We start from the raw sequence: 12,413 nt of genomic DNA, 5'->3' as shown, positions 1-12,413 counted from the left end.
TTTATGTTCGTTTTCAGTCCGTTACGCTAATGAGCGGCGCCATTACCCGCCGCTAATCAGAAGTGAACTAGACCAATGTTTTAAGGCGGTAAATCCACTCCAGCGCCTGTTTTGGCGTGAGGCTATCAGGGTCCAATGCTTCCAGCGCGTCTACAGCTGGCGATGTTTCTGCCACCAGAAGCTGCATTTGCGACCCTTCTACAGTGGATGCCGCTGAACTGCCGGAGAGCGCTTCCAGCTCTTTCAGCTTGTTGCGCGCACGTTTGATCACGTCTTTCGGCACGCCCGCTAACGCAGCAACTGCTAAACCATAACTTTTGCTGGCTGCGCCATCTTGTACGCTGTGCATAAATGCAATGGTATCGCCATGCTCCATGGCATCAAGATGCACATTCACTACGCCTTCCATTTTTTCCGGCAGGGTCGTCAGTTCGAAGTAGTGGGTGGCAAACAGCGTCATTGCTTTGATGCGGTTTGCCAGACTCTCCGCACAAGCCCATGCCAGCGACAGCCCATCGTAGGTCGATGTGCCGCGACCGATTTCATCCATCAACACCAGGCTGTTTTCCGTGGCGTTGTGCAGGATGTTGGCCGTTTCCGTCATCTCAACCATAAAGGTTGACCGTCCAGACGCCAGGTCATCAGCCGCACCGACGCGAGTAAAGATGCGATCGATGGGACCCATTATGGTTTCTTCAGCTGGCACATAGCTGCCAATCCACGCCATCAGCGCAATCAATGCAGTCTGACGCATGTAAGTACTTTTACCGCCCATATTGGGGCCGGTGATGATCAGCATGCGTCGTTGATTTGACAACGATAGCGGGTTAGCAATAAACGGCTCTTTCAGGACCTGTTCCACGACCGGATGGCGGCCTGCGGTGATGCGAATGCCCGCTTTTTCCTGCAACACCGGGCGGCAGTAATTCAGTGTCCAGGCACGCTCTGCCAGGTTAGCCAGCACATCCAGTTCAGCCAGTGCCGCCGCGCTGATCTGCAGTGCTTCAAGGTGTGGCAGAAGACGGTCGAGCAACGCCTCGTAAAGTCCTTTTTCCAGCGCCAGCGCTTTCCCTTTCGAGGTCAGTACTTTGTCTTCGTACTCTTTCAATTCAGGAATGATGTAGCGCTCGGCGTTCTTCAGCGTCTGGCGGCGTACATAGTGAATCGGCACCAGGTGACTTTGGCCGCGACTGACCTGAATGTAGTAACCATGAATCGCGTTAAAACCTACCTTTAAAGTATCCAGCCCTAGCTTCTCTCGTTCGCGAATTTCCAGGCGGTCGAGATAATCAGTGGCACCGTCGGCCAGCGCACGCCATTCATCTAATTCAGCGTTATAGCCGGGTGCAATCACACCACCGTCACGCACCAGCACGGGAGGGGATTCAATGACGGCTTGTTCCAGCAGCTCGCGCAATTCAGTAAATTCACCCATCTGCGAACGCAAATTGACCAGTTGAGTCGCCTCGACACCTTCCAGCTGCTGGTTTAATTCCGGCAGTTGCTGGAATGCATGTCGCATGCGAGCTAAATCACGCGGGCGCGCGGTGCGCAGTGCCAGACGCGCCAGGATGCGTTCCAAATCGCCCACCTGGCGCAGAACCGGCTGCAATGCTTCACTCAGGGATTGCAGTTCGGCAATCGATTCCTGGCGACGACTGATGGTGGTGACGTCGCGCAGTGGCATATGCAGCCAGCGCTTCAGCATACGGCTGCCCATCGGGGTCACGGTTTTATCCAACACTGCTGCCAGGGTATTTTCGGTACCTCCGGCCAGATTTTGCGTGATTTCCAGGTTGCGGCGAGTGGCTGCATCCATGATTACGCTGTCCTGCTGACGCTCCATACTTAACGAGCGAATATGTGGCAGGGAGGTGCGTTGGGTATCCTTGACATATTGAAGCAGACAACCTGCAGCACGTAGCGCCAGATGAGCCTGTTCAACACCAAAGCCGCTGAGATCACGCGTGCCAAATTGCAGGTTTAATTGCTGGCGTGCGGTGTCGATTTCATATTCCCATAACGGACGACGGCGCAGACCACGGCGCTGATCGATCAGCGCCATGGCCTGGAAATCTTCGGGATAGAGCAGTTCGGCAGGATTAGTGCGCTGGAGTTCTGCCGCCATGGTCTCCTGGTCGACCGGTTCGCTCAGGCGAAAACGCCCCGAACTGATATCGAGGGTGGCATAGCCAAACCCGCGCTGGCTCTGGAAGATTGCCGCCAGTAAGTTGTCCTGACGCTCCTGTAGCAGCGCTTCATCACTGATGGTGCCGGGCGTCACAATGCGCACGACTTTACGCTCAACCGGTCCTTTGCTCAGTGCCGGGTCGCCAATCTGTTCACAGATCGCCACGGATTCACCGAGCTGGACCAGTTTTGCCAGATAACCTTCAACAGCATGATAGGGCACGCCCGCCATCGGGATGGGTTCACCCGCTGACGCGCCGCGTTTCGTGAGTGAAATCTCCAGCAGTTGTGATGCTCGCCTGGCGTCGTCGTAGAACAGCTCGTAAAAATCGCCCATGCGATAAAACAGCAGGATTTCGGGATGGTCAGCCTTCAGGCGCAGGTATTGCTGCATCATGGGCGTGTGGCCAGTAAAGTCCATTTGCGCTGCTCCTTTCATCTCGTTTTCGCTCAAAATTCACTCGTTCAATCATGGCTGCCCGATATGAGCAGGCCAGTATGGTGCGTTATCTCACAGACGGATAACCAAGGCGCAGATATTAGCATTTTGCCCTGCGCGCATCATCCGCCCGCAATTGATTCTGGCTGCCGACCTTAACAAATTGCGATAAGCAGTAAAAAGTAAAATCGGGGGATAAAGGTAAAGTGTGGAGCTGTTCCGCAAATTTTCGCTGCAACCCACTGAAACCAGGGAAAAGCGGCGTAAATTTAAGATATTGCTCTGTATCCCGCTTTGATGAACGATTACCATGTTGGCTTCCGGTTTCATCTGGCTTATGGATATCTAATGCGTTTTAAGGTTGCTTTTCTTCCACTTATCGCCTTGCTTGCTGCCTGCAGCAGTAAGCCTGCAACCCAGCAGCAAACCGCCGTTGTGCCAGCACCAAAAGGTGGTTTCTTACTGGAGCCTTCACACGCCGTTCAGCCGATGTTTGGTGATTTCGCGGGGAATCCGGCGGCTGAGCAGTTTATTGATCAAATGGTGGCAAAACACGGTTTTAACCGTGATCAACTGCATGCGGTGATCGGCCAGGCGAAGCGTCTCGATTACGTGCTGCGTCTGATGGACCAACAAGCGCCAAGCTACACGCCGCCGACGGGGCCGAACGGAGCCTGGATCCGCTACCGCAATAAATTCATCACGCCAGATAATGTACAAAATGGCGTGGCATTCTGGGATCAATATCAGGACGCTCTGCAACGCGCTCAGCAGGTTTATGGCGTGCCGCCGGAGATCATCGTCGGAATCATTGGCGTGGAAACACGTTGGGGTCGGGTGATGGGCAAAACGCGTCTGCTGGATGCGCTGGCTACCTTATCCTTTAGCTATCCTCGTCGCGCGGCCTACTTCAGCAGCGAACTGGAAACCTTCCTGCTGATGGCGCGCACTGAACAGGATGATCCGCTGGATCTGCGCGGTTCCTTTGCGGGTGCAATGGGGTACGGCCAGTTTATGCCGTCTTCCTATAAAGAGTATGCGGTCGACTTCAATGGTGATGGCCACATTAATTTGTGGGATCCTGTGGATGCGATTGGCAGCGTAGCAAATTACTTTAAAGAGCACGGTTGGCGGGCAGGGCAGAATGTTGCCGTACCGGCAAGCGGGCAGGCTCCTGCGCTGGAAAATGGCTTTAAAACGCTTTATCCGGTGAATACGCTGATGGCGAGCGGCCTGACGCCACAAGGATCGCTGGACGGTAATAACCAGGCGAGTCTGTTGCGGCTTGATCTTGGTACCAGTTATCAATATTGGTATGGCCTGCCTAACTTCTATGTCATCACGCGTTATAACCACAGCACACACTATGCCATGGCGGTATGGCAGTTGGGCCAGGCAGTGGCGAAAGCGCGTCAGGGCAACATGCTTTAATGCTGTCCTTATAAAGAGTGAGGGTATAAGATGGCGCCCCTTTTGCGGTGCCATCTTCACCGCCTTTCGACTTCTGAGGAATGCTCATGACAACATTACCTGCTTGCCCTGTGTGTCAGGCTGATTATACCTGGCAGGATGGTGAGAACCTGAACTGCCCATCTTGTGGCCATATCTGGTCACCGAGTGCTGATGCAGCATCGGAGGGTTTGGTGGTGCGGGATGCCAATGGCAATCTGCTGGCCGATGGTGACAGCGTTACCGTGGTCAAGGATCTCAAGGTGAAAGGCAGCTCTTCAACCCTGAAGATTGGCACCAAAGTGAAAAGCATTCGTCTGGTTGAAGGCGACCACAACATTGATTGCAAAATCGATGGTTTTGGCCCAATGAAACTCAAATCTGAGTTTGTGAAAAAGAACTGAGTATAGGACGGCTGTCCGGCCGTCCCTTATTGTGATCACATCAGCAAACGATCCAGCTCTGCGCACTGCTCAACCGTGAGTTCGCCGCCATAATTACGTGAATGGCTGCCCATCGAATCATATTTGCGCGCCACTGCGGTTTTGATAGTCGTGACAAAGTCATCGCCGATGGTGTAAATCGCCATCAGCTTACCAATACGCTGTTGAATCTGTGCCAACTGTGTTAACTCTCCCGCTCGCCATGCGTGCATCGCCTTGGCAAACAACTCCGGTACGATGTTGTTTAAGCCGGAAATCACCCCGGCACCGCCTGCCAGCAAATTGGGCAGAAGATATTCGTCATACCCTGAAAGTACGGTGAAATCAGGGCGAACCTTTTTGGTTTCTTCAATCAGGGCTCGATTGTGTGAAAGACAATCCATGGTGTCTTTAATGCCGATAAATTGCGGCAGTTCAGCGGCTAATTCAGCCACCAATGCCGGCGTTAAATCGCAGCCGGTGCGCGCCGGAAAGTTGTAGGCAAACCACTTGCCACCTAACTGTTTATCCAGTGCTTTAAAGTAGCTCAACAGCTGTTTCTGCGTTTGCCCATAGTAGTAGGGCGGCAAAACCATCACGGCGTCATAACCATTTTCCCAGGCGGCTTCAGCGAGCTGCAACATGTCGGGAACACAGGTACTTGAGATATTCGCGACCATGGTCAGTGGCGAAAGCTGACGAGCTTCGCGAATCAGCATCAGCCGTTCCTGTTGCGTCAGCGAAGCAAACTCCCCGATACTGCCCATCAACAACAGCGTATCAATCCCCGAGGCGTTCAGGCGCGCAAAGTGGCGGCCCAGCGCATCAATATCGAGCTTATTATGTTGATCGAAAGGGGTAACTGAAGGACACCAGACGCCGGTTAATTCAGGTTGTGCAGCCATAACGCGATCCTTAATTTTTAAAAATGAAACGTTGTTTTAACTTAGTGCTCGTGACTGACATTAACCAGTGACAAAGGGTAAAAAGGTGAGACATCGCACTTTTCTCTTCGCTTAGCGATTGAGAAAACAGGTAGTGTGATGCTCTTCAGCCAGACAGGAGCGTTGCCATGCAAGACTGGAATCCACAGCTGTATCGTCAATTTGAATCGGAACGCACGCGCCCTGCGCGTGAACTATTAGAACGTATTCCACTAACCGACGTGCATTTCGCGACTGACCTCGGATGCGGTCCCGGCAACAGTACTGAGCTGCTGGCGCAAGCGTGGCCAGACGCGGTGATTACAGGCATCGATAGCTCTGCAGCCATGCTGGAACAAGCGCATGAGCGGTTACCTGCCTGCACTTTTCTGCAGGCGGATATTCGTACCTGGCAGGCTAACCAGCCACAGCAGGTCATCTATGCGAATGCTTCGCTGCAGTGGCTAACCGATCATCACACGCTGCTGCCGCATTTGGTTGAACAGCTGGATATCGGTGGCGCTCTGGCGATACAGATGCCGGACAATCTTGAAGAAGCTTCTCACAGCTTGATGCGTAAAGTGGCGGCCAGTGAACGCTGGCAGGCACATATCTCGCCACAGGCCGCGGATCGCAAACGCCTGCTAAGCACGGAACAATATTATGATTTGCTGAATGATGCAGGCTGTCAGGTGGATATCTGGCGTACCACGTACTATCACCCGATGGCCGATGCGCAGGCCATCATTACCTGGCTCCGTGCCACGGGCTTGCGTCCCTTCCTCGCCGGATTGACTGAACAGCAACAGGCCGATTTTCTGCATGACTATCATCAGACATTAATGCCGGCTTATCCCCCACGCAGCAATGGTCAGGTTTTGCTGGCTTTCCCGCGTTTATTTATGGTGGCAGTGAGAACGCATTAGTATCGTGGAAGCGCGCACGCAAAATGGTGTGACAGAGGTTGAAAAGGGCGCTCTGTTGCACCATTTATGTCTAACGCGCAGCGCCAAAACAGGAGAAGGCGATGAACGACCAACAGTTGCAGCAGCTCAGCCAGCGTATTGGTGAACAGCTGAAGAAACGCAAGGCAACGGTGACCGCGGCGGAATCCTGCACCGGTGGCTGGATTGCCAAAGTGTTTACCGATGTCAGTGGCAGCTCTGCCTGGTTTGAGCGGGGTTTCGTGACCTACAGCAACGAAGCCAAACAGCAGATGGTGGGCGTGCAGGCAGCGACTTTGGCGCAGTATGGCGCGGTCAGTGAGCAAACTGTGCGTGAGATGGCTCAAGGTGCCTGCAATGCCGCCGCCGCTGAGTTTGGCATTGCTGTGAGCGGGATTGCGGGGCCAGATGGCGGTTCAGCAGAAAAGCCAGTGGGTACCGTGTGGTTTGCCATTGCCGGACCTGGCGATCGTGTTCTGGCGCAGCGGCAGGTCTTTGCCGGAGACCGTGACGCGGTGCGTCGGCAATCCGTCAGCTGGGCGCTACAAACACTGCTTGATGAATTTCTGACAAATTAAACTTGATACTGTATGGTCATACAGTATAATTACCGGCAACAGAACGAGCAGGCACACAATGATGTCGGCTTACCCAGCATGATTAGGAGTGGAAATGGCGATTGACGAGAACAAACAGAAAGCTTTAGCTGCCGCGCTGGGCCAGATTGAGAAACAATTTGGCAAAGGCTCGATCATGCGCCTGGGTGAAGACCGCTCAATGGACGTAGAAACCATCTCAACCGGTTCACTGTCACTGGATATCGCGTTGGGGGCTGGTGGCTTGCCGATGGGGCGTATCGTTGAGATCTACGGACCAGAATCTTCCGGTAAAACCACGCTGACGCTGCAGGTGATTGCCGCTGCACAGCGTAAAGGTAAAACCTGTGCCTTTATCGATGCTGAACATGCGCTTGATCCGGTGTATGCCAAAAAACTCGGCGTTGATATCGACAATCTGCTGTGTTCGCAGCCGGACACCGGTGAGCAAGCGCTGGAGATTTGTGATGCGTTAGCACGCTCCGGTGCCGTTGATGTGATCATCGTTGACTCCGTTGCGGCACTGACGCCGAAAGCGGAAATCGAAGGTGAAATCGGTGATTCGCACATGGGTCTGGCCGCACGTATGATGAGCCAGGCGATGCGTAAGTTAGCGGGTAACCTGAAGCAGTCCAACACGCTGCTGATCTTCATCAACCAGATTCGTATGAAAATTGGTGTGATGTTCGGTAACCCAGAAACCACTACCGGTGGTAACGCGCTGAAATTCTATGCTTCTGTTCGTCTTGATATCCGCCGTATCGGTGCGATTAAAGAGGGCGATGAAGTGGTCGGTAGCGAAACCCGCGTAAAAGTGGTGAAGAACAAAATCGCTGCGCCATTTAAGCAGGCTGAATTCCAGATTATGTACGGTGAAGGCATCAACACCTTTGGCGAGCTGGTGGATCTCGGCGTGAAACACAAACTGGTTGAGAAAGCCGGTGCGTGGTACAGCTACAACGGCGAAAAGATTGGTCAAGGTAAAGCGAACTCGACCAACTTCCTGAAAGAGAACCCAGCGATTGCTAACGAGATCGATAAGAAGTTACGCGATCTGCTGCTGACGGGTGCAACGGCTGGAGCGGGTGCAGCAGAAATTTCTGCTGATGACTACGAAGAAGCTAGCGAAACCAACGAAGATTTCTAAGATATACCCCCACGGGAGCAGCGATGCTCCCGTTTGCTTTTCCCCGTCAACACTTCCCCTGATCGTCTTCTTGCTTTACCCTGCGCAACAGTCAGAACAAGGTCAAATTCATGTCATCATCACCTTCAACGGCTTCGGTGCCGACATTTTCCCGTTTGCTGGATCGTGCCATGCGTGTCTTATCGCAGCGAGACCACAGTCGTGATGAATTGAAGCGCAAGCTGCAACTCTCTTCTCAGCGTGCAGCTTATCTGAAGCAAGAAGAAAATGTGCCGATACCGGATGAGCTGCTGGAAAAGGTGCTCGACTGGTGCCAGGAGAGTGGCTGGCTCAACGATCAGCGCTTCACCGAACGCTTTATCCAAAGTCGCGCACGTAAAGGTTACGGCTCACAGCGCGTGCGCATGGAATTACAGCAGAAGGGCATCAGCCGCGATGAGATCAATCAGGCGATGATGGATACTGAAGTGGACTGGAGTCAATGCGCGGCCGATTTGGCTAAGCGTAAGTTTGGTGATCCTCTGCCGCAAACCTGGGCTGAGAAAAGCAAGGTACAGCGCTTTTTAATGGCTAAAGGCTTTATGATGGAAGATATTCAGGCAGTTTTCAGAAATATTGACGACTGAAAGGCGATGGGATTTTACTTCCCACTGAAGAAAATTTATCTTATTCCCACTTTTTGTTCCTCAATCAGCGGTAAACCTGCAGATGTGGTTTACCCGCGAAAGGGAACGTTCGTTAGCGTGATTCCAGGAATTATATGAGCAAGAGCACTGCTGAGATCCGTCAAGCGTTTCTCGACTTTTTTCATAGCAAGGGACATCAGGTTGTAGCCAGCAGCTCCCTCGTACCGAACAACGACCCAACGTTGCTGTTTACCAATGCGGGAATGGTGCAGTTTAAAGACGTTTTCCTCGGTCAGGATAAACGCGATTATGCACGCGCAACTACGTCTCAACGTTGTGTGCGCGCCGGTGGTAAGCACAACGATCTTGAGAACGTGGGTTACACCGCTCGTCACCACACCTTCTTTGAAATGCTGGGTAACTTCAGCTTTGGCGACTACTTCAAGAAAGAAGCGATTGCTTATGCCTGGGAACTGCTGACGGGTGAGCAGTGGTTCAAGCTGCCGAAAGAGCGTCTGTGGGTCACCGTTTATGAAACCGATGATGAAGCCTTCGAAATCTGGGCTAACGATGTCGGCGTGCCGCGCGAACGTATTATTCGCATCGGCGATAACAAAGGCAGCGCCTACGCGTCTGACAACTTCTGGCAGATGGGTGATACCGGCCCTTGTGGTCCGTGCACCGAAATTTTCTACGATCACGGCGACCATATCTGGGGTGGCCCGCCGGGTAGCCCGGAAGAAGATGGCGATCGCTATATTGAGATCTGGAACATCGTTTTCATGCAGTTCAACCGTCAGGCTGACGGCACCATGGAACCTCTACCGAAGCCGTCAGTTGACACCGGTATGGGTCTGGAGCGTATCGCCGCGGTACTGCAGCATGTTAACTCCAACTATGAAATCGATCTGTTTGCCAAACTGATCAAGGCTGTTGCTCAGGTCACAGGTGCAACCGATCTCAACAATAAATCGTTGCGCGTGATCGCTGACCACATCCGTTCTTGTGCATTCCTGATCGCTGATGGCGTCATCCCATCGAATGAAAACCGTGGCTACGTGCTGCGCCGTATCATTCGTCGTGCAGTGCGTCATGGCAATATGTTGGGAGCTAAAGAAGCCTTCTTCTACAAACTGGTTGCGCCATTGATCGACGTCATGGGTGATGCCGGTGAAGATCTGAAACGCCAGCAGAAGCATGTTGAAAACACGCTGAAAAATGAAGAAGAGCAATTTGCCAAAACGCTGGAACGCGGCCTGGCATTGCTGGATGAAGAGTTGGCCAATCTGCAAGGTGATACGCTGGATGGCGAAACGGTCTTCCGTCTGTATGACACCTTCGGTTTCCCGGCCGATTTGACGGCTGACGTCTGCCGCGAGCGCAATCTGAAGATTGATGAAGCGGGCTTCGAAACGGCTATGGAACAGCAGCGCCAGCGTGCGCGTGAGGCCAGTGGTTTTGGCGCGGACTACAACAGCGTGATTCGCTTTGATGCTGCCACTGACTTCAAAGGTTATGACCAGCTGCAGGCTGAAGGCACCGTGCAGGCGCTGTTCGTTGGCGGTCAGCAGGTTGAGCAGATCGCGGCTGGCCAGGAAGCGGTAGTGATTCTGGATCAAACACCATTCTATGGCGAGTCAGGTGGCCAGGTGGGCGATACCGGCGTGCTGACTGGGCAGAATGCTGAATTCAGCGTCCAGGATACACAGAAGTATGGCAAAGCCTTTGGTCATATCGGTAAGCTCAACCGCGGTGAGCTGCGTGTGGGTGACCGCCTCAATGCACAAGTGGATGAGGAGCGCCGTGCTCGTATTATTCTCAACCACTCCGCAACACATCTGATGCATGAAGCGTTACGTGAAGTATTGGGCGATCATGTAGGTCAGAAAGGCTCACTCAACAACGATAAATACCTGCGCTTCGACTTCTCTCATACCGAAGCGATGAAGCCAGAGCAGATTCGCACCGTTGAAGATATCGTTAATACCCAGATTCGTCGCAATTTACTCATCCAGACTGAAGTGATGGATCTGGATGAAGCGAAAGCGCGCGGCGCAACGGCGTTGTTCGGTGAGAAGTATGAACAGCGTGTGCGCGTGGTCAGCATGGGTGAATATTCCGTTGAGCTGTGCGGCGGTACGCACGCAGCGCGCACTGGCGACATTGGCCTGTTCCGCATTCAGTCTGAATCCGGCACGGCGGCAGGTGTGCGTCGTATTGAAGCGCTGACGGGTGAAGGCGCAATGGCTCAGCTGCATGCGCAGAGCGATCAGATAACTGAAATTGCGCAGGTGGTTAAAGCCAACAGCAGTAATCTGAATGAGAAAGTACGCGGTCTGGTTGATCATGTCCGCGCGCTGGAAAAAGAACTGCAGCAGCTACGCGATCAGCAAGCGGCGCAAGAGAGTGCCTCGCTGAGCAGTAAAGCAGTGGACGTGAAGGGTACCAAACTGCTGGTCAGCGAGCTTAACAACGTTGAGCCGAAGATGCTGCGCACCATGATGGATGACCTGAAGAATCAGCTCGGCTCGGCCATCATCGTGCTGGCAACTGTTGCAGAAGGTAAGGTTTCCCTGATTGCTGGGGTGACTAAAGACCTGACTGACCGCGTCAAAGCGGGTGAGCTGGTCGGCGAACTGGCCGCTCAGGTTGGCGGTAAAGGCGGCGGTCGTCCTGATATGGCTCAGGCGGGGGGTACAAACCCTGAGGCACTGGCTGGCGCACTGGCTGGCGTGTCGGAGTGGGTGAGTAACCGACTGTAACGAATTAAAATTCAGCATCGTGAGAAGCGCCAGAACCCCCGTGTTCTGGCGCTTTTTAACGCGGTGTGCACCCGATAATGACAAAGTCCGGTTGATGTAGTGTATTTCGGCTAAACTAACTATCAGCAGAATGTATTGGCGTGGCGATGCACAATGGTGTATTTGTCATAGACATTGTTCAGCGTTATATGATGGATATGGCCGGGAGACCGAACAGGCCCGACTCTTTTAATCTTTCAAGGAGCAAAGAATGCTTATTCTAACTCGTCGAGTTGGTGAAACCCTCATGATTGGCGATGAGGTGACTGTAACGGTGCTGGGTGTTAAAGGTAACCAGGTCCGTATTGGCGTCAATGCGCCTAAAGAAGTTTCGGTGCATCGCGAAGAAATCTATCAGCGTATCCAGGCCGAAAAAACTCAGCAAACGAGTTACTAACGGATTCAGCGCCTCGCATCCTGCGAGGCGCTACCGCTTTTATCCCCCCCTCTTCATTTTTTCCGCCCTTAACCTCATTTTCTTTCTTCCCATTTTGTTAACTGCAACGTGCTTTCGCTGTTGATTAATCACTCTTTTTGTCGGCAAAACATCCTAATTGCACGTCATTTGTGCAAACAGAACGATATCCAGAAAAAGTCGGGAAAAATTGTTTGACTTATAAGTGCGGGAAAGTAATATGTGCGCCACGCAGTGCCGATGAGCAGAAACAAGTTCAGAAGCACGGTTCGGAAGGACGCGTAAGGTGAGGTGGCCGAGAGGCTGAAGGCGCTCCCCTGCTAAGGGAGTATGCGGTCAAAAGCTGCATCCGGGGTTCGAATCCCCGCCTCACCGCCATTTCCGATGCATCCATAGCTCAGCTGGATAGAGTACTCGGCTACGAACCGAGCGGTCGGAGGTTCGAATCCTCCTGGATGCAC

Annotated in this window: 10 protein-coding genes and 2 tRNA genes; 10 read left to right on the top strand and 2 right to left on the bottom strand. The window is 53.0% G+C overall.

Annotated elements, in window-relative coordinates:
* Positions 1 to 67: 67 nt before the first annotated feature.
* Positions 68 to 2,629: a DNA mismatch repair protein MutS gene (mutS, locus tag ACCW76_RS18880; RefSeq protein WP_436339752.1), complete on the bottom strand. Its 2,562-nt coding sequence runs from the start codon at positions 2,627 to 2,629 to the stop codon at positions 68 to 70.
* Positions 2,630 to 2,977: 348 nt separating this feature from the next.
* Between mutS and mltB the strand changes: the two genes are divergently transcribed.
* Together mltB and ACCW76_RS18870 are read left to right on the top strand one after the other, a co-directional pair.
* Positions 2,978 to 4,060 carry a lytic murein transglycosylase B gene (gene mltB, locus ACCW76_RS18875; protein WP_045816437.1) on the top strand — a complete coding sequence of 361 codons (1,083 nt, stop codon included), beginning with the start codon at positions 2,978 to 2,980 and terminating at the stop codon, positions 4,058 to 4,060.
* Between the two features lie 86 nt (positions 4,061 to 4,146).
* Positions 4,147 to 4,482 carry a zinc ribbon domain-containing protein YjdM gene (locus ACCW76_RS18870; RefSeq protein WP_038645217.1) on the top strand — a complete coding sequence of 112 codons (336 nt, stop codon included), beginning with the start codon at positions 4,147 to 4,149 and terminating at the stop codon, positions 4,480 to 4,482.
* A gap of 35 nt (positions 4,483 to 4,517) precedes the next feature.
* On the opposite strand, the gene ACCW76_RS18865 is transcribed toward ACCW76_RS18870, so the two are convergent.
* Positions 4,518 to 5,405 carry a dihydrodipicolinate synthase family protein gene (locus ACCW76_RS18865; RefSeq protein ID WP_436339750.1) on the bottom strand — a complete coding sequence of 296 codons (888 nt, stop codon included), beginning with the start codon at positions 5,403 to 5,405 and terminating at the stop codon, positions 4,518 to 4,520.
* Between the two features lie 167 nt (positions 5,406 to 5,572).
* Between ACCW76_RS18865 and tam the strand changes: the two genes are divergently transcribed.
* From tam to ACCW76_RS18825, 8 genes are all read left to right on the top strand, one after another.
* Complete coding sequence (tam, locus tag ACCW76_RS18860) at positions 5,573 to 6,349, top strand: trans-aconitate 2-methyltransferase (RefSeq protein WP_436339748.1); 777 nt, start codon at positions 5,573 to 5,575, stop codon at positions 6,347 to 6,349.
* Between the two features lie 101 nt (positions 6,350 to 6,450).
* On the top strand, positions 6,451 to 6,945 hold the full coding sequence (pncC, locus tag ACCW76_RS18855) for a nicotinamide-nucleotide amidase (protein ID WP_436339746.1): 495 nt from the start codon (positions 6,451 to 6,453) through the stop codon (positions 6,943 to 6,945).
* Positions 6,946 to 7,039: 94 nt separating this feature from the next.
* On the top strand, positions 7,040 to 8,110 hold the full coding sequence (recA, locus tag ACCW76_RS18850) for a recombinase RecA (RefSeq protein ID WP_034822205.1): 1,071 nt from the start codon (positions 7,040 to 7,042) through the stop codon (positions 8,108 to 8,110).
* A gap of 110 nt (positions 8,111 to 8,220) precedes the next feature.
* Positions 8,221 to 8,736 (top strand): regulatory protein RecX, encoded by a 516-nt coding sequence (locus ACCW76_RS18845; protein WP_197079611.1) that lies wholly within the window; start codon positions 8,221 to 8,223, stop codon positions 8,734 to 8,736.
* Between the two features lie 134 nt (positions 8,737 to 8,870).
* Positions 8,871 to 11,498 carry an alanine--tRNA ligase gene (gene alaS, locus ACCW76_RS18840; RefSeq protein ID WP_436339743.1) on the top strand — a complete coding sequence of 876 codons (2,628 nt, stop codon included), beginning with the start codon at positions 8,871 to 8,873 and terminating at the stop codon, positions 11,496 to 11,498.
* Positions 11,499 to 11,748: 250 nt separating this feature from the next.
* Positions 11,749 to 11,934, top strand: a complete 186-nt coding sequence (gene csrA / locus ACCW76_RS18835) for a carbon storage regulator CsrA (protein WP_004155916.1) — start codon at positions 11,749 to 11,751, stop codon at positions 11,932 to 11,934.
* Between the two features lie 303 nt (positions 11,935 to 12,237).
* Positions 12,238 to 12,330: transfer RNA gene (locus ACCW76_RS18830), tRNA-Ser, on the top strand.
* An 8-nt stretch (positions 12,331 to 12,338) separates the two neighbouring features.
* Positions 12,339 to 12,412 (top strand) — tRNA-Arg (locus ACCW76_RS18825).
* Position 12,413: the final 1 nt, after the last annotated feature.

The organism is Pantoea sp. C8B4, assembly GCF_051336905.1.
GTDB lineage: Bacteria > Pseudomonadota > Gammaproteobacteria > Enterobacterales > Enterobacteriaceae > Pantoea > Pantoea rwandensis_B.
This window is presented reverse-complemented; position numbering and strand designations above follow the sequence as displayed.